Below are 21,625 nucleotides of genomic sequence, written 5' to 3'. Positions count from 1 at the left end.
GGACGCTTCGATCCCAATCAGACATGCAGGAATATTTGCCAGCGTCTGGAGCAATTCTTTTCGGCCAGTTCGTTTCGTATAAACCGGTTTGCCGGCCTGGTTTAACCCGCAGAGTTGAAAAACATTTTTAGCCAGATCAATACCCAGAAATACGATATTCATGGTGATTCTCCTGGTGAGCACATTTCGTACAGTTAACCGCAGCGGGAGGAGGTAGTCCATCCCATTAATTGGGAAAAAAAGTTTGGCGGCATGGGAGTAACCGAATTGCGTCGTTTGCGCCAGCTCAAGGAAGAAAATCTACGTTTGAAACGTCTGGTGGCAGATTTAAGTTTGGACAAAGAGATGCTGCAGGAGGTTATCAAAAAAAAGTTCTAAGGCCGGCGCAGAAGCGCGAGGCCATCGCCTGGCTGTTGGAGGCCTACCGTATCGGGTTACGTCGGGGTTGCCGTCTGATGATGCAAAGCCGCACGGTGTATAACTATCGTAGCTGCCGTGATGATCGGGCCGTCACCTTACGGATAAGGGAAATAGCTGAAACCCGCATTCGCTACGGAGTTCAGCGTATTCATATTCTTCTACGCCGCGAAGGTTGGCTGATTAATCATAAGAAAACACACCGAATTTATTGTCAGGAAGGTCTGAATTTACGGACGAAACGCCCCCGACGGCATGTGATAGCCCGGCAGAGAAGCGTCCGTCCGGAAGTGACGGCCATAGACCAGTGCTGGAGCATGGACTTCGTTGCTGATAATCCGTTCAACGGACACCGTATCCGTGCATTGACTGTAGTCGATAATTTTAGTCGTGAGTGCCTGGCGATCCATGTAGGTCAGGGGCTACGTGGGGAAGATGTCGTCACGGTGATGGCGCGTTTAAAAGCGTTAAGACAGCGGGTTCCCGAACGGCTTCAGACAGACAATGGCAGTGAATTTATATCTAAAGCGCTGGATCACTGGGCATATGAAAATGGTATAACAATGGACTTCTCACGGCCGGGAAAACCGACGGATAATGCGCTGATCGAGTCATTTAACGGCAGTTTTCGGGATGAGTGTCTGAACGTTCATTGGTTCCTGTCACTGGACGATGCGCAGGAAAAAATCGAGCAGTGGCGACAGGAATATAACCGAAGCAGACCCCATTCATCGTTAAATAACCAGACTCCGGAGGAATTCATCCAAAGCCTGCAAAAAGGCCCGGATCTCTGATTTAGCCAGGCCCTAATATTGGGGGGAGATCATTCTATGATGGCCTCTCCGAAGAGAAAACACCCTGCCAGCGTACTGCTCACAGGGTGGGGACCATCTCATTAGGCTCCCAGAGGGAGCCTTTTTGCGTGGCGGATGCCGTCTTATTGCTGAGAAGACTGAATGGCGGTCAGTGCCACGGTGTAGACGATATCGTCTACCAGTGCGCCGCGGGACAGGTCGTTGACCGGCTTGCGCATACCCTGCAGCATCGGCCCGATGGAGACCAGGTCAGCGGAGCGCTGTACTGCTTTGTAGGTGGTGTTACCGGTGTTCAGATCCGGGAAGATGAACACGGTCGCTTTACCGGCTACCGGCGAGTTCGGCGCTTTGGATTTGGCTACGTCGGCCATGATGGCAGCGTCGTACTGCAGAGGGCCGTCAATCACCAGATCCGGACGTTTTTCCTGCGCCAGACGGGTTGCTTCGCGGACTTTCTCCACGTCGCTTCCCGCGCCAGAGTTACCGGTGGAGTAGGAGATCATCGCCACGCGCGGGTCGATGCCAAAGGCTGCGGCCGAGTCGGCGGACTGGATGGCGATTTCGGCCAGCTGTTCAGCAGTCGGATCCGGGTTGATGGCGCAGTCGCCGTACACCAGCACCTGCTCCGGCAGCAGCATGAAGAATACGGAGGAGACCAGAGAGCTGCCCGGGGCCGTTTTGATCAGCTGCAGCGGCGGACGGATGGTATTGGCAGTGGTGTGTACCGCGCCGGATACCAGGCCATCGACCTCATTCTGCTCCAGCATCAGGGTACCCAGCACTACGTTGTCTTCCAGCTGCTCACGGGCGACGACCTCGGTCATCCCCTTGTTCTTGCGCAGCTCGACCAGACGTGGAACATATTTTTCACGTACGGCGACCGGATCGACGATTTCGATGCTCTTGCCCAGCGTCACGCCCTGAGCTGCGGCAACGCGCTGGATTTCGTCCGGGTTACCCAGCAGCACACACTGTGCGATGCCGCGTTCGGCGCAGATGGCGGCCGCTTTGACGGTGCGCGGCTCGTCGCCTTCCGGCAGGACGATACGTTTACCGGCCTTGCGGGCCAGCTCGGTCAGCTCGTAGCGGAACGCCGGTGGAGAGAGGCGACGTGAGCGCTCAGAGGCCGCACTCAGGGACTCGATCCACTGCGCATCGATATGGCTGGCCACGAAGTCCTGCAGCTTCTCTATGCGTTGATGATCGTCGGCCGGCACTTCCAGATTGAAGCTCTGCAGGCTCAGAGAGGTCTGCCAAGTGTTGGTATCGACCATGAATACCGGCAGACCGGTCTGGAAGGCGCGCTCGCACAGTTTGTTAACGCGTGCGTCGACTTCATAGCCACCGGTCAGCAGCAGAGCGCCGATTTCAACCCCGTTCATCGCAGCCAGACAGGCGGCGATCAGGACATCCGGACGATCGGCAGAGGTCACCAGCAGGGAGCCCGGACGGAAGTGTTCGAGCATGTGTGGGATGCTGCGTGCGCAGAAGGTGACGGACTTGATACGGCGGGTCTGGATGTCGCCGGCGTTGATCACGCGCGCCTTCAGGTGGTTAGCCATGTCGATGGCGCGGGTCGCAATCAACTCGAAGCTCCACGGAATGCAGCCCAGCACCGGCAGCGGGCTGTTGGCAATAACCTGTGCGGCATCCAGGGTCGCTACGCGTGCCTTACCGGAGTCGTCGAAGATTTCAGACAGATCGGGGCGGGTGCGTCCCTGTTCGTCAACCGGTGCGTTCAGCTTGTTGATAATCACGCCGGCGATATTCTGGTTTTTGCTGCCGCCGAAGCTGGAACGGGCCAGTTCGATGCGCTCTTTCACCTGATCGACAGTGTCGCTGCCCATCGCCATCACGAAGACGATTTCGGCGTTCAGGGTCTTGGCGATTTCGTAGTTCAGGGCGTTGGCGAACTGGTGTTTGCGGGTCGGCACCAGGCCTTCAACCAGCACCACCTCGGCATCTTTGGTGTTTTCATGATAGCGGGCGACGATCTCCTCCATCAGTACGTCCTGCTGGTTGGAGCTCAGCAGCGCTTCCACGTGGGACATGCGCAGCGGCTCGGCCGCCGGGATGGTGGAGTTGGCGCGGATGATGGTGGTGGTCTGATCCGGCGCATCGACGTCGGTATGCGGCTGGGCGATCGGTTTGAATACGCTCAGACGTACGCCTTTTTGTTCCATGGAACGAATGACACCCAGGCTAACGCTGGTCAGGCCAACGCTGGTGCTGGTGGGGATCAACATGATTGTACGGGACACGATAGCAACCTCTTGTGAGTATTCCGCAGCGGGCCCAGGGAGGCCGGGCGGTGACAGGGAGTCTTTAGCGACCGGGGGCGACGGGCGCCCTCGGCGAATAACACCGCCTGCCGGAGCAGGCGGTGTGGGCGGGTTAGGCGGTCAGACGGGAGGCGTCCTGCGCGATAACCAGCTCTTCGTTGGTCGGGATAACCATGGCCAGGCGGCTGCCGTCCTTGGTGATCACGCCAGATTTGCCGAAGCGGGCGTCCAGGTTACGTTGGTGGTCGATTTCCAGACCCAGCAGCGCCAGTTTGTCCAGCGTCAGCTCGCGCACCATGGCGGCATTTTCACCGATGCCGCCGGTGAAGATCACTGCGTCCAGACGGCCGTCCATCAGCGCGGTATAGGCGCCAACATATTTGGCCAGACGGTGGCAGTAAACGTCCATGGCGCGCTTGGCGTCAGCCTTGGTGTCGTAGTTGTCTTCCACGTAGCGGCAGTCGCTGGTGACTTCGGTCAGGCCCAGCAGGCCGGATTCTTTGGTCAGCAGGGTGTTGATTTCGGCTACGCTCATGCCCAGGGTATCGTGCAGGTGGAACACGATAGCCGGATCGATGTCGCCGGAGCGGGTGCCCATGACCAGTCCTTCCAGCGGAGTCAGACCCATAGAGGTGTCCACGCACTCGCCGTTGCGGATGGCGCTGACGGAGCCGCCATTACCCAGGTGGCAGGTGATCACGTTCAGCTCTTCAACCGGCTTGTTCAGCATTTTGGCTGCTTCGCGGCTGACATAGTAGTGGCTGGTGCCGTGAGCGCCGTAGCGGCGGATACCGTGCTCTTTGTACAGATGGTACGGCAGGGCATACAGGTAGGACTCTTCCGGCATGGTGGTGTGGAATGCGGTGTCGAAGACGGCGACGTTCTTGCCTTTCAGCAGCGGGAAGGATTTGAACGCTTCTTCGATGCCGATCAGGTGCGCCGGGTTGTGCAGTGGTGCAAACGGGATAGCGTCTTTGATACCCTGCAGAACTTCGTCATTGATGACAGCAGAGTGGGTGAACTTCTCGCCGCCGTGAACGATACGGTGACCGATGGCAGTCAGTGAGGCGGAGAGCTCCGGCTTCTGTGCCAGGATGGTGTTTACGATGAAGCTTAAGGCTTCGCTATGAGCCGCGCCTGCGCCCAGCGCCGCTTCGTGTTTTGCACCGTCCATTTTCCATTTAATACGGGCTTCAGGGAGGTTAAAACATTCGGCTAAACCAGACAGGTGCTCTTCACCGTTTGCCGCGTTGATGATGGCGAATTTCAGGGAAGAACTGCCGCAGTTAAGAACCAGTACCAGCTTCGACATGGAAGTACCTACTTGTTATGCGTGGTTAGAAAATGTACCAGACAGGCGCTAAGCGTAGCGCAATACACTGTCGGCATTTATGATTAACATCATGCGCGGTACGATCTGGCCGCGGGCCGTGAACGCACCGTTCATAAACGGTGTTGCATCAAAATATCCGCCCGTAGGCGGCCACGGTATTCAGGATAGCGTCCCCGGCGTCGCCGGGAGTACCCTGAACCATGCAGGTTCACAGCAGCGCGCTTTGGCGCTGCGGCATGTCTGCCACTGTCCGTCGCTCCCCGCAGGGGAGTGCGCTGCTGTGAGCCCGCCCGTAATGGTTTTCGCCAGGCCGTGACGGCGATGACACTCCTTAATACGGGGGCGATGAGTGCGGGCGTCAGCGATATGGAGGATTTTTTACCCTTCTTGACTGACGGCGGCCTCAGGCCGGCCTAGAATACCGATAGCGGCCTTTAAAAACAAAATAAATTTGATGCTGCATATTTTTTGTTTTCATTTTGCGTTTTTTTTTTAACTATTATCGAATAAATTGAGGTTGTCATGTCATCAGCCCCCACGCCACACGTCGCCTGGTTTCGCCTTTTCCAGCGCGGTCAGATCTATATGAAGACCTGGCCGAATGAAAAACGTCTGGCGCCGGTGTTCCCGGAAAACCGTGTGACCCGCGCTACCCGCTTCGCCATTCGCTTTATGCCGCCGATAGCCATGTTTACCCTGTGTTGGCAAATTGCCCTGGGCGGTCAGCTGGGGCCAGCCATTGCGACGGCGCTGTTTGCCTGTAGCCTACCGATGCAGGGGCTGTGGTGGCTGGGCAAACGCGCGGTAACGCCGCTGCCGCCGACGCTGCTACAGTGGTTTCATCAGCTGCGCGACAAGTTGCAGGCCTCCGGCATTGCCTTGGCGCCCGTCGACGGTGCGCCGACCTACCAGTCGCTGGCGGAGCTGTTGCGCCGCTGCTGTAAGCAGTTGGATAAAACATTTCTGGATGATATCTAAGTGCTGGTGTTAATTATTTGTGCTCGAGATTGGGGTGTCGTGATAATTAATGGTCGCGGGTGGCGTTTGTTAGGCTTTTTACTGGTCCAAATCTTTGCCTGGATCAAAAAACGCTTTTTATTGCACTGTCGATGAATTTGGCAATATGTCATGCTGAGTGGCGAATATTGACCGTGGTAACTCTGGCCGTCGTCGGCCGATAAGGACAGTAAAGATGGAAATGACCAATGCACAGCGCCTGCTCCTCTCCAATCAGTATAAAATGATGTCGATGCTCGATCCGGAGAACGCCGAACGCTACCGCCGTCTGCAGACGATCATTGAGCGGGGGTTTGGCCTGCAGTTGCGCGAGTTGGATCGTGATTTTGGCGAACTGCCGGAAGAGACCTGTCGCAGTATCATCGATATAATGGAGATGCATCACGCGCTGCAGGTCTCTTACAATAACCTGAAAGATCGTCAGGATATCGATGCGCGCCGCCTGGAGTTCCTGGGATTCGATGCGGCGACGGAGGCGCGCTATCTGAGCTACGTCCGTTTTCTGGTGAATACTGAAGGGCGCTATACCCACTTTGACTGCGGCTCCCATGGTTTTAACGCCCAGACCAAAATGTGGGATAAGTACCTGCGCATGCTGGCCGTCTGGCATGCCTGTCCGCGCCAGTACCATTTAAGTGCCGTCGAGATTATGCAAATTTTGAATGCGTAACGGCGGTTGATTTTGTCATGAGGAGTACCCGTGAAGTGTAAAGGTTTTTTGTTTGACCTCGATGGAACCCTGGTGGATTCATTGCCGGTGGTTGAACGTTCGTGGATTAACTGGGCCAAGCGTCAGGGGATCAATCCTCAGCAAGTATTGGAATTTATTCATGGTAAGCAGGCAATCACCTCCCTGCGCCACTTTATGCCGGACGCCGATGAGGCGCGCCTGCAGGAGGAGTTTGACTGGCTGGAGGCGCTGGAGTCGCGCGACACCGACGGTATCGCCGCGCTGCCTGGTGCCGCCGCGCTGATTGCCCGTCTCGATGCGCTGGCGATCCCTTGGGGGATCGTGACCTCGGGGTCGGTGCCGGTAGCCTACGCGCGCTGTAAGGCCGCCGGGCTGCCTAAGCCGGCGGTGTTTGTCACCGCAGAGCAGGTGCAGCGTGGCAAGCCGGAGCCGGATGCCTATTTGCTTGGGGCACAAAGGCTGGGGCTGGCGCCGGGCGCCTGTGCGGTGGTCGAGGATGCCCCGGCCGGGATCCTGGCCGGATTGACCGCGGGTTGTCAGGTGATCGCCGTCAATGCCCCGTCGGATACCCTCAAGCTGGATAAAGTCACGCTCAATCTGCACAGTCTGGCGCAAATCACGCTGACGCGCGTTGATGATGATGCCGAGATCACGCTGTAGACAATGTGTAAATGGAAAAGTCGATTAACCCCGCCTGTGCGGGGTTTTTTTATGGCATGATTCAGGATAACTAACCCGTTTTTGTTATTCGTCGATGCCGGTATCGTCGGACGGGAGAGGACACCGCAGTGGGAGAGGGTGTTGTAAAGGGAGATGCCGTGAACGGTCAGTTGGTGTGGGTATTAAGCTTACTGCTGGTGGCCATCGTGCTGTTTGCCACCAACAGACTGCGGATGGATGTGGTTGCCCTGCTGATCATCGTTACGTTCGTGTTGAGTGGAACGCTGACCCTGGCCGAGGCTACCGCCGGTTTCAGCGATCCCAATGTGCTGCTGATCGCCGCGCTGTTCGTGATCGGTGATGGTCTGGTGCGCACCGGTGTCGCCTATCAGGTCGGTGAGTGGCTGATGCGGGTAGCCGGCGACAGCGAGGCCAAGATGCTGGTGCTGCTGATGGGCACGGTCGCCCTGCTGGGTGCGGTGATGAGCTCGACCGGGGTGGTGGCCATCTTTATTCCGGTGGTGTTGAGCGTGGCGGCGCGGATGAAAACCGCACCGGGGCGGCTGATGATGCCGCTGAGCTTTGCCGGGCTGATTAGTGGGATGATGACGCTGGTGGCTACCCCGCCTAACATGATCGTCAGCAGCGAACTGGTGCGTGAAGGGCTTGGCGGACTGCGCTTCTTCAGCGTTACGCCCATCGGGGTCATCGTACTGCTGCTGGGGATTGGCTATATGCTGATAGCCCGTCGCTGGCTGGGCGCCGCACAGCAGGCGCCGCACAAGGATAACTGGCAGCGGCGTACCTTTCGCGATTTAATCCGGGATTATCGTCTGGCCGGGCACGCCCGACGTCTGGCGTTGCGTCACGGCTCGCCGCTGATAGGCCATACCCTGGATGAGCTGCATCTGCGCGCCCGCTACGGCGCCAATGTGGTGGGGATCGAGCGCTGGCGTAAGTTTCGCCGGGTGATGGTCAGCGCCTTTGGCGATACGGAGCTGAAGGCACGCGATGTGCTGCTGGTCGATATGTCCGACCCGCAGGTGGATGTTCGCGTCTTCTGTGCTGAGCAGCAACTGGAGCCGATGGTGTTGCGCGGCGAGTACTTCTCTGAGCAGGCGCGCGACGTCGGCATGGCTGAGGTAACCCTGGTACCGGAGGCCGAGGTGATCGGCAAAACCCTGCGCGAAGTCACGTTTCGTACCCGCTATGGGCTGAACGTGGTCGGTATTCGCCGCAATGGCAGCGCGCTGGAGGGTAAGCTGGTGGACGAGCCGCTGCAGATGGGCGATATCCTGTTGGTCATCGGCAGCTGGCGCCAGATCCGCCAGCTGCGTCAGCTACAGCAGAATGCGCGTAACTTTGTGGTGCTGAGTCTGCCGGCGGAGGTCGACGACGAGGTCCCCGCGCTCTCCCAAGCCCCCCATGCGCTGTTTTGTCTGGCACTGATGATCGCCATGATGCTGACGGCGGAGATCCCCAACGTCATCGCCGCGCTGATCGCCTGCCTGCTGATGGGCAAGTTTCGCTGCATCGATATGGAGAGCGCCTACAAGGCGATCCACTGGCCCAGCCTGATCCTGATCGTCGGCATGTTGCCCTTTGCGCTGGCGCTGCAGAAAACCGGCGGGATCGAGCTGGCGGTACGTGGGCTGACCGATGCCGTCGGCGGTCTGGGGCCGCGCGGCATCTTAGGCTGCCTGTTTGTGCTGTGTGCGGTGATCGGGCTGTTTATCTCCAATACCGCCACCGCCGTACTGATGGCGCCTATCGCCATCGCCGTGGCGCGCGAGCTGCAGATGTCGCCCTATCCCTTTGCCATTATTATCGCCATTTCGGCCTCGGCGGCCTTTATGACCCCGGTATCTTCACCGGTGAATACTCTGGTGCTGGGGCCGGGCAACTACCGCTTTGGCGACTTCGTGCGCATCGGGGTACCCTTTACGCTGCTGGTGATGCTGGTCAGCGTGGCGGTGGTGCCCTGGCTGTTCCCGTTTTAGGAGGGGCGCGATTGCTCAGATTACAACGGGGTATCCTGGCTGATCTCATCCAGTGACAGGGTGAAGCTCGGCACGAAGATCTGCATAAAGTACGCCATTTCCGGGCTATTGCGCTGATCCAGGGTTTTTTCCAGCCGTGCTTTGGCCAGCAGAAATTCCTGGTTGCCGGCGGCGAGCTCCTCCAGACATTTCAGATAGGCACACAGCGCATCGGCCTGTTTGACTATGTGGCGCTCTTCCGGTGGGTAACTGCGCTCATCGATCAGCGGTAAAAAATCCTGGCGCAGCTCGGCGGGCAGCATGGCCAGCAGCTTCTGCTGCGCCATCTCCTCTATCTTTTTGTATTCGTGGGCTATCTGTGGATTATAGTACTTGATTGGCGTCGGCAGATCGCCGGTGAGCACTTCGCTGGCGTCGTGGTACATGGCCTGTAAGGCGACACGCTCGGCGTCCACGCTGCCACCAAACCGGCGGTTTTTGATAATCGCCAGGGCGTGGGCGACAAAGGCAACCTGCAGGCTGTGCTCGGAGACGTTTTCGGTGCGCACGTTACGCATCAGCGGCCAGCGGCTGATCAGTTTCAGGCGGGCGAGATGGGCAAAAAAATGGCTCTGGGTTTGGCTCATGGTGATGTCATGCCTGTCGCAGTAATGGATCTCATCATTATGCGTCAAAATGATAGCGGCGCCCATGGGCGCCGTTACGGGATCAATATTTCTGGTGATAGGTCGATAGGAAGCGCCCCAGCTTGAGGATGGCACTGTCCAGCTCGTCAACATGCGGAAGGGTGACGATGCGGAAGTGATCCGGCTCCGGCCAGTTGAAGGCGGTCCCCTGCACCAGCAGGACTTTTTCCTGCAGTAGCAGATCCAGCACCATCTTCTGATCGTTGTGAATATTAAAGCGTTTGGCGTCGATCTTTGGGAACATATACAGCGCCCCGCGCGGCTTGACGCAGGAGAGCCCCGGAATTTGGTTGATCAGCTCCCAGGCGCGGTTACGCTGTTCATACAGCCGACCACCCGGGCAGATAAACTCGCTGATGCTCTGATATCCGCCCAGCGCAGTCTGAATGGCATGCTGCATCGGCACGTTGGCGCACAGGCGCATGGAGGCCAGCATCTCCAGCCCCTCAATGTAGCCTTTGGCGTGCTTTTTCGGCCCGCTGAGCACCATCCAGCCCTGACGGAAACCGGCCACGCGGTAGGTTTTGGAGAGGCCGTTAAAGGTGATCACCAGCAGATCCGGCGCCAGCGTGGCAATGGATATATGCTGCGCATCGTCATACAGGATCTTGTCGTAGATCTCATCGGCAAAGATGATCAGGTTATGTTCGCGGGCCAGATCCACAATCTGCTCCAACAGCGCCTTGCTGTAGACAGCACCGGTCGGATTATTGGGGTTGATGATGACGATGCCGCGGGTGCGCGGGGTGATTTTGCTACGGATATCGTCAATGTCGGGGAACCAGTCCGCCTGCTCATCGCAGCGGTAGTGAACCGCGTTGCCGCCGGAGAGCGCAACGGCAGCGGTCCACAGCGGGTAGTCTGGGGCCGGAACCAGCATTTCGTCATTGGTGTTGAGCAGTGCCTGCATGGACTGCACGATAAGCTCGGAGACGCCGTTGCCGATGTAGATGTCCTCGACGCTGACGTCGCGGATGTCGTGGGCCTGGTAGTGCTGCATAATGGCCTTGCGCGCCGAATAGAGTCCTTTGGAGTCGCTGTAGCCCTGCGCCGTCGGTAGGTTACGGATCACGTCGACCAGAATTTCGTCAGGCGCTTCAAAGCCGAAGGGGGCCGGGTTGCCAATGTTCAGCTTGAGGACTTTATTGCCTTCTTCTTCCAGCCGCTTGGCTTCTTTGAGCACCGGGCCGCGGATGTCGTAGCATACGTGGTCCAGCTTGTGGGATTTTTCGATCGGAGACATAACACTGTGGCCTTATTTATATCAGCGTTGCCGCTGACGGATCGGTGTTCTTACTGACACGGCAATATAAAATACTGTACTCCCCGCGATCGGGGTTTAGAAGACAGATGCCTGTTTTTAGTGCAAAACAGTATTATTCACGGCTAATGCTTAGCAAAATAGATGGTGTTATGTATTTTTTGCAGTTTATTTAACTAATTAATTAGTATTTATTGGATAAATAAACTGATAAAAAGAACGAATGACGTAAAGTTACGACAACAGAGAGGGAGAGCCGGTGAAAAAAACAACGCAGACAGAGTGGGTAGCCCCCCTGCGGCGCCTGCCGCGCAGTCTGGCGCCGTTGCTGCATCTGCAGCGGCGCCACTACGGTGAGGTGCTGAATCCTGTCCGCTGGTGGGGGCGCTTTCCCCGCCTGTTCTGGCTGATGGCGCTGTTCGTTGGCTATCTGGAGCGTCGTCGCGCGACGCTCTCCCCCGGTCTGCGGGCGTTGGTGATGACCCGGGTCTCCCAGCGCTGCGACTGTGCCTTCTGCATCGATGCCAATGGGTTGCGTCTGGCGCAGCGCTGCGGTTCGCTGGATAAGGTGCTGGCGGTCGCGACATGGCAGGAGGCCGATTGTTTTGATGCGATGGAGCGGGCGGCGCTGGCCTATGCCGATGCCGTCAGCGCTACACCACCGCAGGTTTCTGCGGCGCTGAAGGCGGAGCTGCGCCGCCATTTCGACGATTGCGCGCTAACCGAGCTGACGGCGCTGGTGGCGTTTCAAAATCTGTCGGCGCGCTTTAACGCTGCGCTGGATATCCCCGCGCAGGGGCTGTGTACGCCCGCTACCGGGCGTCGGGGGGACGAGGATGCTTGATCGCTATCTGCACCCACCGCTGAAGCCTGCGCTGGCCCGTCTGGCCACCGGGCTGGATCGCCGCGGGGTGAGAGCCGATGGCCTGACGCTGTTCGGCTTCGCCATCGGCGTCATGGCGGTGCCGCTACTGATGTGGCAGCAGTATGGCATGGCGCTGGCGGCTGTGCTGATTAACCGGCTATGCGATGGGCTGGATGGAGCGCTGGCGCGCCGCCAGGGGCTCAGCGATGCCGGAGGGTTTCTGGATATCGCCCTCGATTTTCTGTTTTATGCCTTGGTGCCGCTGGGGTTTGTGTTGGCCGATCCGGCGCTGAATGCGCTGCCCGGTGCCTGGCTGCTGTGCGCCTTTATCGGTACCGGCAGCAGCTTTCTGGCCTTTGCCGCGCTGGCGCAAAAGCATCATCTACAGGCGCTGGCCTATCCGCATAAATCCTTTTATTACCTCGGGGGGGTGACAGAAGGCACGGAGACCATCCTGCTGTTTATCGCGTTCTGCCTGTGGCCGTCCCTGTTTGCGCCGCTGGCCTGGCTGTTCGGGGCGCTGTGCTGGTTTACCACCCTGACGCGGGTGTGGGGTGGATATCACACCCTGCGCCGGGTGGCGCAGGGTGAATAAAGGTCACTGCGGCGCCGATGGGGATCTGACGCCCATTGTGCAGTCAGTGCCAACCGCTTTCCGGGCCACGCTCTCCCCGGGCGACCGGGTTGGCCGGATTGGCTGACCATTCGTACCAACCGCCGTCATAGACGCCGATGCGCGGCCAGCCCATGGCCCGTGCATACATGAAGGCTTCGGCGGCCCGCCAGCCGGTGCCGCAGTAGAAGGCGACCTGCTGATCTGGTGTGATGTGCCAGGTGCGCCACATGGCGGCGATGTCGTCACCGCTGCGCATGGTGCCATCGGGGTTATGGAAGTCTTCCATATGAGTGGCATCGCTGCCGGCGTGGCCCCAGCGGGCGCCGGCGATCTCGCCCTTGGGCTTGATGTAGCTGTAGCCGCTGGTGGTGCCGGTGAATTCAGGCCAGGAGCGGATGCTGACCAGTGAGGCATCGCGGCGATTCAGCAGGGCGCGCGCCTGGGCGGTGGAGAGCATCAGCTGTGGATCTCCGGGGAAGGGGGCGCCAAAGTCAGCGGCTGGCGTGGGATCTGTGGGAAGACCGCGTTCGACCGGCAGATCGGCGCGCTGCCAGGTCTGAAAACCTCCGTCCAGCAGGCGCACATCCTTCACCCCGGCGTAGAGCAGGATCTGCGCGATCCGGGCGGCGGCATAGACGTCGCGGCCGTATAAGATCACCGTGGTATCGCTGCGGATGCCCTGCTTGGCCAGCAGTGTCTTCAACTGGGCGTCGGAAACCTTATTCCACAACGGCTCGCTCTCCACCATATTGGTGTCGATGTAGCCAGCGCCGGGGATATGGCTGAGCAGGTACTGCTTTGGCACGCCCCAGGCTGCCTCAAACACTTTCCACTGACCGGCAGGCGGGTTGGCCACAGCCTGACCCTGCTGCAGATCGTGCAGCCATTGTGGATAAACCAGCTGTTCATAGTGGGCCAGACGCTGCAGACGGTCAGGCTGGCTGAGGGCATTGCTCAGCGGTTCGATATGGCTGAAGCCCAGCGCCTGAAGGCGGCGGGAGGCAGCATCGATCTGCGCAGGTGAGCCGTACAGTGCCAGGGTTCGCTGGCTGTCCAGATGGTGGTCGCTGAGCCAGGCGCGTAGCTGCGTATCGTCCATCAGCGACAGCCAGTCGGCGGCGAGGTTGAGTGCGCCCGGCTCGTGACCAGAGGTACCCTGGTCTGGCCAGCCGTTATAATAGGCACTGGGTCGGGTGTCGATGACGACGCCCTGCCGGGCCTGCAGCGTGTGCAGTGGGATAGCCTGTGCGATGGCGCCGCTGCACAGCGTAATGGCCAGCCACAGAGTACCGACCAGCGAAAGAAGTGGTTTCATATACCCTTATCCATCATACAAAAGCACGTGGGAGTGGGCGATGCTACACCAATCCAGGCCTGAACGCACAATCGTTGTCGCCCATCAAAGGGGATGTCGGCGCTTATGCGTACTCTTATTCGTTTTATGCAGAGGGCGATGCCGTGTCCAGTCATGTGAAGTATGGGGTTGTGGGGAGCGCTGCGGCGGTGGCACTACTGGTGCTGTGTTGGCCAGAGGCGCGTCACGAGGCTATGCGGATCGGGCGTCTGCTCGCCTCTCTGGACCTTGCTGCGCTGTTGGCTTACCTGCGGTCATTCGGTCCCTGGGCGATGCTGGCCTCCTTTTTTCTGATGATTTTTCAGGCGCTGGTGGCGCCGCTGCCCGCGTTTGTCATCACCTTTGCTAATGCAGCGCTGTTTGGCTGGTGGCAGGGGGCATTGCTATCCTGGTTCAGTGCTACGGTGGCGGCGGCCCTTTGCTTTTGTCTGGCGCGCATGCTGGGGCGGGATACGTTGGCGCGCTGGGTTTCATCCGGTACGCTACAGCGCTGCGACGGCTTCTTTTCCCGTTATGGTCGCTATACCGTGCTGGTCTGCCGGCTGTTGCCCTTTGTCTCGTTTGACGCGGTGAGCTATGCCGCCGGGTTGACCTCGATGGGACTGATGGAGTTTTTAGTCGCGACGGCGCTGGGACAATTGCCGGCAACGCTGATCTATTCCTATGTCGGTGCGATGCTGAGCGGTGGTATCCAAATGATGCTCAGTGGATTATTGGTATTATTCGTAATAAGCATTATGATTTACGCGATTAAGCATAAATCTGCTCAAAATGATTAATTTAAATTAATCTTTGTCGAAGATTAAAACGCGGAGGGAATCATTTATATAAGCCAAGCTTAACTATTAGTTATTGGCGAAAGTTTTGATTTATGGTTTTTGTTTTTAATAAATTTAATTTTATCAAATAGTTGTTATTTATTTGCGGGGGGTGATCTATCCTGGGTTGTAGTATTGTGCAGCAAAAAAGTCTTTGCTAGTCCCTATGTTTTATTTGCCATTTTCAGCCATAATTATTGATAACGTAACGTGATCTTTATCGGTTTTCCAGTGTTTCTTTAGTCTGATTTATTCATGGCTGTATGTCTGATGAAGCAGGTGCTTAAAGATTATCTTATGTTGTGAACACCAAGGTAAACTGTTTTTGATTAATAACGAGAAAATATATGAGCCACGGACCACGTCCCCCCATCAATCTGGATTTGGATTTATTGCGCACCTTTGTTGCAGTGGCCGATGTGAAGACGTTTGCCGCTGCTGCCACACGGGTGCAACGCACACAGTCTGCCGTGAGTCAACAAATGCAGCGCCTGGAGCTGCTGGTGGGAAAAGAGCTGTTTGCCCGCAAAGGACGCAATAAGTATCTGACGGATCACGGCGTGCAGTTGTTAAACTATGCCCGCAAAATCCTGCGTTTTAATGACGAGGCCTGCCACTCCCTGATCAACGATCACCTGCAGGGGAGGCTGGTGGTGGGGGCGACCGACGACAGCGCCGACAGTATCCTGCCGCAGCTGCTGGGCCGCTTTACCGCGCTATACCCCAAGCTGGCAATTGATGTACGTATGCAGCGCAACGCCGATATTCAGCTGATGCTGTTGGATAATGAGGTTGATCTGGCTGTTTCAATGGGGTGTGAGCCGTCTTTGTCCAGTACTCTGCTGCGCCGATCTCCGACGGTGTGGTTTTGCGCCACCGACTATGACTTTACGCCCGGCATACCGATAGAACTGGTGGTGCTGGATGAGCCGAGCACTTTCCGCAGTCTGGCAACTACGGCGCTGGATGCTGCCGGTTTGCCCTGGCGTCTGGCCTATGTCGCATCGACGTTGCCGGCCCTGCGGGCGGCGCTGAAGGCAGGGCTGGGGATCTCGGCCCGCCCGATCGAGATGATGAGCTCATCACTGCGGGTACTGGGCGAGGCGGGTGGTCTGCCGCGTCTGGCGGATACCGAGTATAACCTCTGTCTGGCGCCACAGTGTCGTAATCCGCTGGCAGTGACGTTGTTTGATGCGCTGCGCGAGGGAGATGAAGGGGGCGTCACCACCTCGAGAGAGACAGACAAAGATTGATAAAGAAAAATGATAAATCACTGTGAATATCAATTAATCTAACGATATATCATTTTATTAAAGAATTAATTTACATTAATCATCCCGGCGTCTGGCGCCGGTTCCTTTTCGCTTATTGCTCGCCTTGATATAAATAAAAATCATTCTTAATACCAGCCGTTCACTGTCTGGCCTGTATTCCATTTCATTTCTATAAGTTATGCTTTTTACTAATATCATCCTACGATTAAATGTGCGCTAGATCATAAAAATGTCGCAGATACCTCATCCTGAGAACAGGAATTGCGTCAATAAATGATATAGTAGAAACCAAAAGTTCACGTTTTTTTACATTCCAGCCACGTTTATTTGGGGACTTATGTCGGTTGTCTACGTGGCGGTGTTGGATAACGAGGGGTGTTCGTTGCATTAATGTAATCGAATGTTGTATTTCCTTTTGCTAATGTTGACAAAAGGTTATCTGTGGGGGTAAAACACACGGGGTTACGCTGTATGCGCGCGCATATGCCTATCAACAGTAGTTCCTGTGATGATTTCCTTCCCTTGGGCGCTGTGGTAATTGTCTGCTGGAGCGATTCGGCTGCGGGCAATACCGCGTTAAATGAGTAAGCATAAGAGTATGTCAACAGCCACTGAAGTTATCGCCCAGCACTGGGCATTCGCCGTTTTTGTTCTCGTCGCTCTCGGACTGTGTGGGTTCATGTTGCTTGGGGCCTATGCCCTGGGGGGCAAGGCCCGTGCCCGCACCAAAAATATTCCCTATGAATCCGGTATCGACTCGGTTGGCTCGGCCCGCCTGCGCCTCTCCGCCAAATTTTATCTGGTCGCCATGTTCTTCGTTATTTTCGACGTGGAGGCGCTCTATCTTTACGCCTGGTCGGTTTCGGTACGTGAAAACGGCTGGTTGGGGTTTGCCGAGGCCACGCTGTTTATTCTGATTCTGCTGGCCGGCTTATTTTATCTGGTGCGCATTGGCGCCCTGGAGTGGACGCCTGCGCGATCCAAGCGCCGCATTACCCACGAAAGCCCCATCGTCATGACCGACAAACGCCCGCAGTAGCCGACGGATGGTGGCCCGTGACGCCAGGAATTACCCGCTTTATTAAGATATGAGGCAACAAAGATGGATTACACGCTGACGCGCATCGATCCTGACGGTGATAACGACCGTTACCCCCTGCAGAAACAGGAGGTGGTGAGCGATCCTCTGGAGCAGCACGTTCACCGCAGCGTCTACATGGGTAAGCTCGATCACGCCCTGCACGATATGGTCAACTGGGGACGCAAGAACTCGCTGTGGCCCTATAACTTCGGTCTCTCCTGCTGCTATGTGGAAATGGTGACGTCGTTTACGGCGGTGCATGACGTGGCGCGCTTTGGTGCGGAAGTGTTGCGCGCCTCACCGCGACAGGCGGATTTTATGGTGGTCGCCGGCACCTGCTTTACCAAGATGGCACCGGTCATCCAGCGTCTGTATGAACAGATGCTGGAGCCGAAATGGGTGATCTCCATGGGCGCCTGCGCCAACTCCGGCGGTATGTACGATATATACTCCGTGGTTCAGGGGGTGGACAAGTTTATTCCGGTGGATGTGTATATCCCCGGCTGTCCGCCGCGCCCGGAGGCGTACATGCAGGCGCTGATGCTGCTGCAGGAGTCGATTGGTCAGGAGCGTCGCCCGCTCTCCTGGGTAGTCGGCGACCAGGGCGTTTACCGCGCCAATATGCAGTCGGAGCGTGAGCGTAAGCGCGCGGAGCGCATCGCGGTGACCAACCTGCGTACGCCCGACGAGATTTAAGCGCCGCGCGGCGGGCCGTCGGGCCCGTCGTTGGAATTTAGCCCGTTTTGCCCCGCGATGCGGCGGCAAGTGTCATTCAATGCGTGGTGATAAAAAATTATGACAGATTCGACGACGCACGATCGCGAGATGTCGGCGTGGCAGACCCACGACCATCTGGACGATCCGGTTATCGGGGAATTGCGTAACCGCTTTGGCCCGGAGGCATTCAGCGTCCAGCCGACCCGCACCGGAATGCCGGTGGTGTGGGTCAAGCGCGAGCAGCTGCTTGAGGTGATGGCGTTCCTGAGACAGCTGCCCAAGCCCTACGTGATGCTATTTGACCTGCACGGTATGGACGAGCGTCTGCGTACCCATCGTCAGGGACTGCCGGCGGCGGATTTTTCCGTGTTCTACCACCTGATCTCCATCGATCGCAATCGCGATATTATGCTCAAGGTGGCCCTGGCCGAACAGGATCTGCACCTGCCGACGGTGACCCGTCTGTTCCCCAACGCCAATTGGTATGAGCGGGAAACCTTCGACCTGTTCGGCATCACCTTCGACGGTCACCCTCATCTGACGCGCCTGCTGATGCCGCGCACCTGGCAAGGGCACCCGCTGCGCAAGGATTACCCGGCGCGTGCCACCGAATTCGATCCCTTCGAGCTGACCAGGCAGAAGCAGGATCTGGAGATGGAGTCGCTCAAGTTCCGTCCGGAAGAGTGGGGGATGCAGCGCGGTACCGCCAACGAAGACTTCATGTTCCTTAACCTGGGGCCGAATCATCCTTCATCCCACGGCGCCTTCCGCATCGTGCTGCAGCTGGATGGTGAGGATATCGTCGACTGTGTGCCGGACATCGGCTATCACCACCGCGGTGCCGAGAAGATGGGCGAGCGCCAGTCTTGGCATAGCTACATTCCCTATACCGATCGCATCGAATACCTGGGCGGCTGCGTCAATGAGATGCCCTACGTGCTGGCGGTGGAGAAATTGGCCGGGATCGAGGTGCCGGAACGGGTGAAGGTGATCCGCGTGATGCTCTCCGAGCTGTTTCGCATCAACAGCCATCTGCTGTATATCTCCACCTTTATTCAGGACGTCGGCGCTATGACGCCGGTGTTCTTCGCCTTTACCGATCGTCAGAAGATCTATGACATCGTCGAAGCGGTCACCGGTTTCCGTATGCACCCGGCGTGGTTCCGCATCGGTGGCGTGGCACACGACCTGCCCAAAGGCTGGGATCGCCTGCTGCGCGAGTTCCTTGAGTGGATGCCCAAGCGTCTGGACTCCTATGTCAAGGCGGCGCTGCACAACTCCATTCTGAAAGGGCGTTCCATCGGCGTGGCCGCCTATGGCGCCAAGGATGCGCTGGCCTGGGGCACCACCGGCGCCGGTCTGCGCGCGACCGGTATCGCCTTCGACGTGCGCAAGTGGCGGCCGTACTCCGGCTATGAAAACTTTGAGTTTGAGGTGCCGACCGCCAGCAACGGCGACTGCTATGACCGCGTGATGCTGAAGGTGGAGGAGATCCGCCAGAGCCTGCGTATTCTGCAGCAGTGCCTGAAGAACATGCCGGAGGGGCCGTTCAAGGCGGATCACCCGCTGACCACGCCGCCGCCGAAAGAGCGCACGCTGCAGCATATCGATACCCTGATCAACCACTTCCTGCAGGTCTCCTGGGGGCCGGTGATGCCGGCTAACGAGTCGTTCCAGATGGTGGAGGCGACCAAGGGCATTAACAGTTACTACCTGACCAGCGACGGCGGCACCATGAGCTATCGCACGCGTATCCGTACACCGAGCTATGCACACCTGCAGCAGATCCCGTCGGTGATCCGTGGCTGTCTGGTGTCCGACTTGATCGTGTACCTCGGCAGTATTGATTTTGTTATGTCAGATGTGGACCGCTAACCATGACAGAAAACGTATTGGATAAGGATTCGGTTTTTGTACTCAGCGACAGCGCGCGTGCTGAGATTGAGCATGAGATCCAACACTACGAAGATCCGCGTGCCGCCTCGATCGAGGCGCTGAAGATCGTGCAGAAAGAGCACGGGTGGGTACCGGATCCGGCCATCGACGCCATCGCCGGTGTGCTGGGGATCCCGGCCGCCGATGTCGAAGGGGTGGCGACGTTTTACAGCCAGATCTTCCGCCAGCCGGTCGGGCGTCACATCGTGCGCTATTGCGACAGCGTGGTATGTCATATCACCGGCTACCAGGGGATCAAGGCAGCATTGGAGCAGACGCTGGACATCCAGCCGGGCGAAACCACCTTTGATGGCCGTTTTACCCTGCTGCCGACCTGCTGTCTTGGCAACTGCGACAAGGGGCCGAACATGATGATCGATGACGATCTGCACGATCATCTGACGCCGGAGCGGGCCATCGAACTGCTGGAGCGCTACAAATGAGAGAGATTATTCGTACCGTAGAATCTCACCCGCTGACCTGGCGCCTGCGCGATGACCAACAGCCAGTATGGCTGGAGGAGTATCGCGCCAAGAACGGCTACCACGCCGCAGAGCGTGCCCTGAAGGGGATGGCGCAGGATGAGGTGGTGACGCTGGTCAAGGACGCCGGGCTTAAAGGGCGAGGCGGGGCTGGCTTTTCCACCGGGCTGAAGTGGAGTCTGATGCCCAAGGACGAAAGCATGAACGTCCGCTACCTGCTGTGTAACGCGGATGAGATGGAGCCGGGCACCTATAAAGACCGCCTGCTGATGGAGCAGCTGCCGCACCTGCTGGTGGAGGGGATGCTGATCGGCGCCTATGCGCTGAAGGCTTACCGCGGTTATATCTTCCTGCGCGGCGAGTATGTGAGGGCGGCGGAGAATCTGCGCCGGGCGATCGACGAGGCCCGCGCGGCGGGGCTGCTGGGTAAGAATATTTTTGGCAGTGGTTTCGACTTCGATCTGTTCGTGCATACTGGCGCCGGGCGTTACATCTGCGGCGAAGAGACGGCGCTGATCAACTCGCTGGAGGGGCGCCGCGCCAACCCGCGCGCCAAGCCGCCGTTCCCGGCCAGCGCCGGTGTCTGGGGCAAGCCGACCTGTGTGAATAACGTGGAGACGCTGTGCAACGTGCCGGCGATCATCGAGCACGGTGTCGCCTGGTATCAGGGATTGTCTGCCGGAAAGAGTCAGGATGCCGGCACCAAGTTGATGGGCTTCTCCGGTCGGGTGAAAAATCCCGGTCTGTGGGAGCTGCCCTTTGGCACGACAGCGCGCGAAATCCTGGAGGACTACGCCGGGGGGATGCGCGATGGGCTGAAGCTGAAGGCGTGGCAACCGGGCGGGGCGGGTACCGATTTTCTGACCGAGGCGCACCTGGATCTGCCGATGGACTTCGCCAGCATCGGCAAGGCGGGCAGCCGTCTGGGCACTGCGCTGGCGATGGCGGTCGACCATGAGATCAACATGGTCTCGCTGCTGTGCAATTTGGAGAGTTTCTTCGCCCGTGAGTCCTGCGGCTGGTGTACGCCGTGCCGCGACGGTTTGCCGTGGGGGCTGAAGATCCTGCGTGCGCTGGAGCGCGGCGAGGGGCAGCCGGGGGATATCGAAACCCTTGAGCAGCTGTGCCGCCTGCTGGCGCCGGGTCATACCTTCTGCGCCCACGCCCCCGGGGCGGTGGAGCCGCTGCAGAGCGCGATTAAATACTTCCGCGGAGAGTTCGAGGCAGGTATTGCCCGGGAGACGGTCGGCAACGTTAGCCCCATCCGCGGAATTCAGCCCAATTTACTGAAATCACGCTGGTAATTGAATTCCTTCGCCGT

General features: G+C 58.0%; 18 protein-coding genes and 2 pseudogenes. 14 read left to right on the top strand and 6 right to left on the bottom strand.

Annotation, left to right across the window (positions count from 1 at the left end; all coding sequences use genetic code 11):
* A pseudogene (locus tag EIEH_RS18985) lies at positions 1–162 on the bottom strand (IS110 family transposase); the annotation flags it as partial.
* A 66-nt stretch (positions 163–228) separates the two neighbouring features.
* On the opposite strand from EIEH_RS18985, the pseudogene EIEH_RS09010 reads away from it, so the two are divergent.
* Positions 229–1,211, top strand: a pseudogene (locus EIEH_RS09010) (IS3 family transposase); the annotation flags it as partial.
* Positions 1,212–1,354: 143 nt separating this feature from the next.
* On the opposite strand, the gene pta reads toward EIEH_RS09010, so the two are convergent.
* Both pta and ackA read right to left on the bottom strand, forming a co-directional pair.
* On the bottom strand, positions 1,355–3,493 hold the full coding sequence (gene pta, locus EIEH_RS09005) for a phosphate acetyltransferase (RefSeq protein ID WP_015871966.1): 2,139 nt from the start codon (positions 3,491–3,493) through the stop codon (positions 1,355–1,357).
* Between the two features lie 133 nt (positions 3,494–3,626).
* The gene (ackA, locus tag EIEH_RS09000) at positions 3,627–4,826 is read right to left on the bottom strand and encodes an acetate kinase (RefSeq protein ID WP_015871965.1); all 1,200 of its coding nucleotides are present in this window, start codon (positions 4,824–4,826) and stop codon (positions 3,627–3,629) included.
* Between the two features lie 543 nt (positions 4,827–5,369).
* Here ackA and yfbV point away from each other — a divergent pair.
* From yfbV to EIEH_RS08980, 4 genes are all read left to right on the top strand, one after another.
* The gene (gene yfbV, locus EIEH_RS08995) at positions 5,370–5,825 is read left to right on the top strand and encodes a terminus macrodomain insulation protein YfbV (RefSeq protein WP_015871963.1); all 456 of its coding nucleotides are present in this window, start codon (positions 5,370–5,372) and stop codon (positions 5,823–5,825) included.
* A 214-nt stretch (positions 5,826–6,039) separates the two neighbouring features.
* Positions 6,040–6,534 carry a YfbU family protein gene (locus EIEH_RS08990; protein WP_015871962.1) on the top strand — a complete coding sequence of 165 codons (495 nt, stop codon included), beginning with the start codon at positions 6,040–6,042 and terminating at the stop codon, positions 6,532–6,534.
* Positions 6,535–6,564: 30 nt separating this feature from the next.
* The gene (locus EIEH_RS08985; protein WP_015871961.1) at positions 6,565–7,215 is read left to right on the top strand and encodes a sugar phosphatase; all 651 of its coding nucleotides are present in this window, start codon (positions 6,565–6,567) and stop codon (positions 7,213–7,215) included.
* 158 nt (positions 7,216–7,373) lie between these two features.
* A complete protein-coding gene (locus EIEH_RS08980; RefSeq protein ID WP_015871960.1) occupies positions 7,374–9,215 on the top strand; it encodes an SLC13 family permease in 1,842 nt (613 codons plus the stop codon).
* Between the two features lie 20 nt (positions 9,216–9,235).
* On the opposite strand, the gene yfbR is transcribed toward EIEH_RS08980, so the two are convergent.
* Both yfbR and EIEH_RS08970 read right to left on the bottom strand, forming a co-directional pair.
* Complete coding sequence (gene yfbR, locus EIEH_RS08975; RefSeq protein WP_015871959.1) at positions 9,236–9,841, bottom strand: 5'-deoxynucleotidase; 606 nt, start codon at positions 9,839–9,841, stop codon at positions 9,236–9,238.
* 82 nt (positions 9,842–9,923) lie between these two features.
* Positions 9,924–11,144, bottom strand: a complete 1,221-nt coding sequence (locus EIEH_RS08970) for a pyridoxal phosphate-dependent aminotransferase (RefSeq protein ID WP_015871958.1) — start codon at positions 11,142–11,144, stop codon at positions 9,924–9,926.
* Between the two features lie 277 nt (positions 11,145–11,421).
* On the opposite strand from EIEH_RS08970, the gene EIEH_RS08965 reads away from it, so the two are divergent.
* The gene (locus EIEH_RS08965) at positions 11,422–12,006 is read left to right on the top strand and encodes a carboxymuconolactone decarboxylase family protein (protein ID WP_015871957.1); all 585 of its coding nucleotides are present in this window, start codon (positions 11,422–11,424) and stop codon (positions 12,004–12,006) included.
* Complete coding sequence (locus EIEH_RS08960) at positions 11,999–12,622, top strand: CDP-alcohol phosphatidyltransferase family protein (RefSeq protein ID WP_015871956.1); 624 nt, start codon at positions 11,999–12,001, stop codon at positions 12,620–12,622. The genes EIEH_RS08965 and EIEH_RS08960 overlap by 8 nt, the downstream gene beginning before the upstream one ends.
* 43 nt (positions 12,623–12,665) lie before the next feature.
* Here the strand turns inward: EIEH_RS08960 and EIEH_RS08955 are convergent, their stop codons facing one another.
* A complete protein-coding gene (locus EIEH_RS08955) occupies positions 12,666–13,958 on the bottom strand; it encodes a rhodanese-like domain-containing protein (RefSeq protein WP_015871955.1) in 1,293 nt (430 codons plus the stop codon).
* 143 nt (positions 13,959–14,101) lie between these two features.
* On the opposite strand from EIEH_RS08955, the gene EIEH_RS08950 reads away from it, so the two are divergent.
* From EIEH_RS08950 to nuoF, 7 genes are all read left to right on the top strand, one after another.
* On the top strand, positions 14,102–14,776 hold the full coding sequence (locus EIEH_RS08950) for a TVP38/TMEM64 family protein (protein ID WP_015871954.1): 675 nt from the start codon (positions 14,102–14,104) through the stop codon (positions 14,774–14,776).
* 386 nt (positions 14,777–15,162) lie between these two features.
* Positions 15,163–16,068, top strand: a complete 906-nt coding sequence (locus EIEH_RS08945; RefSeq protein WP_035609309.1) for a LysR substrate-binding domain-containing protein — start codon at positions 15,163–15,165, stop codon at positions 16,066–16,068.
* 619 nt (positions 16,069–16,687) lie between these two features.
* The gene (locus EIEH_RS08940; RefSeq protein ID WP_015871951.1) at positions 16,688–17,128 is read left to right on the top strand and encodes an NADH-quinone oxidoreductase subunit A; all 441 of its coding nucleotides are present in this window, start codon (positions 16,688–16,690) and stop codon (positions 17,126–17,128) included.
* Between the two features lie 63 nt (positions 17,129–17,191).
* Positions 17,192–17,866: a NuoB/complex I 20 kDa subunit family protein gene (locus EIEH_RS08935; RefSeq protein WP_012849213.1), complete on the top strand. Its 675-nt coding sequence runs from the start codon at positions 17,192–17,194 to the stop codon at positions 17,864–17,866.
* 99 nt (positions 17,867–17,965) lie between these two features.
* The gene (gene nuoC / locus EIEH_RS08930) at positions 17,966–19,762 is read left to right on the top strand and encodes an NADH-quinone oxidoreductase subunit C/D (RefSeq protein ID WP_015871950.1); all 1,797 of its coding nucleotides are present in this window, start codon (positions 17,966–17,968) and stop codon (positions 19,760–19,762) included.
* A 2-nt stretch (positions 19,763–19,764) separates the two neighbouring features.
* Positions 19,765–20,265, top strand: a complete 501-nt coding sequence (gene nuoE / locus EIEH_RS08925) for an NADH-quinone oxidoreductase subunit NuoE (RefSeq protein WP_015871949.1) — start codon at positions 19,765–19,767, stop codon at positions 20,263–20,265.
* Positions 20,262–21,608 (top strand): NADH-quinone oxidoreductase subunit NuoF, encoded by a 1,347-nt coding sequence (gene nuoF, locus EIEH_RS08920; protein ID WP_015871948.1) that lies wholly within the window; start codon positions 20,262–20,264, stop codon positions 21,606–21,608. The genes nuoE and nuoF overlap by 4 nt, the downstream gene beginning before the upstream one ends.
* Positions 21,609–21,625 lie beyond the last annotated feature (17 nt).

The sequence above is a fragment of the Edwardsiella ictaluri ATCC 33202 genome, from assembly GCF_000264785.1.
Taxonomy (GTDB): Bacteria; Pseudomonadota; Gammaproteobacteria; order Enterobacterales; family Enterobacteriaceae; genus Edwardsiella; species Edwardsiella ictaluri.
This window is presented reverse-complemented; position numbering and strand designations above follow the sequence as displayed.

Coding starts and splice junctions, on each gene's coding strand:
- EIEH_RS08940 (WP_015871951.1), top strand. CDS start 16,688: ATGTCAACAGCCACTGAAGTTATCGCCCAGCACTGGGCATTCGCCGTT.
- yfbV (WP_015871963.1), top strand. CDS start 5,370: ATGTCATCAGCCCCCACGCCACACGTCGCCTGGTTTCGCCTTTTCCAG.
- EIEH_RS08935 (WP_012849213.1), top strand. CDS start 17,192: ATGGATTACACGCTGACGCGCATCGATCCTGACGGTGATAACGACCGT.
- EIEH_RS08960 (WP_015871956.1), top strand. CDS start 11,999: ATGCTTGATCGCTATCTGCACCCACCGCTGAAGCCTGCGCTGGCCCGT.
- ackA (WP_015871965.1), bottom strand. CDS start 4,826: ATGTCGAAGCTGGTACTGGTTCTTAACTGCGGCAGTTCTTCCCTGAAA.
- nuoE (WP_015871949.1), top strand. CDS start 19,765: ATGACAGAAAACGTATTGGATAAGGATTCGGTTTTTGTACTCAGCGAC.
- yfbR (WP_015871959.1), bottom strand. CDS start 9,841: ATGAGCCAAACCCAGAGCCATTTTTTTGCCCATCTCGCCCGCCTGAAA.
- EIEH_RS08955 (WP_015871955.1), bottom strand. CDS start 13,958: ATGAAACCACTTCTTTCGCTGGTCGGTACTCTGTGGCTGGCCATTACG.
- nuoF (WP_015871948.1), top strand. CDS start 20,262: ATGAGAGAGATTATTCGTACCGTAGAATCTCACCCGCTGACCTGGCGC.
- EIEH_RS08945 (WP_035609309.1), top strand. CDS start 15,163: ATGAGCCACGGACCACGTCCCCCCATCAATCTGGATTTGGATTTATTG.
- nuoC (WP_015871950.1), top strand. CDS start 17,966: ATGACAGATTCGACGACGCACGATCGCGAGATGTCGGCGTGGCAGACC.
- EIEH_RS08970 (WP_015871958.1), bottom strand. CDS start 11,144: ATGTCTCCGATCGAAAAATCCCACAAGCTGGACCACGTATGCTACGAC.
- EIEH_RS08990 (WP_015871962.1), top strand. CDS start 6,040: ATGGAAATGACCAATGCACAGCGCCTGCTCCTCTCCAATCAGTATAAA.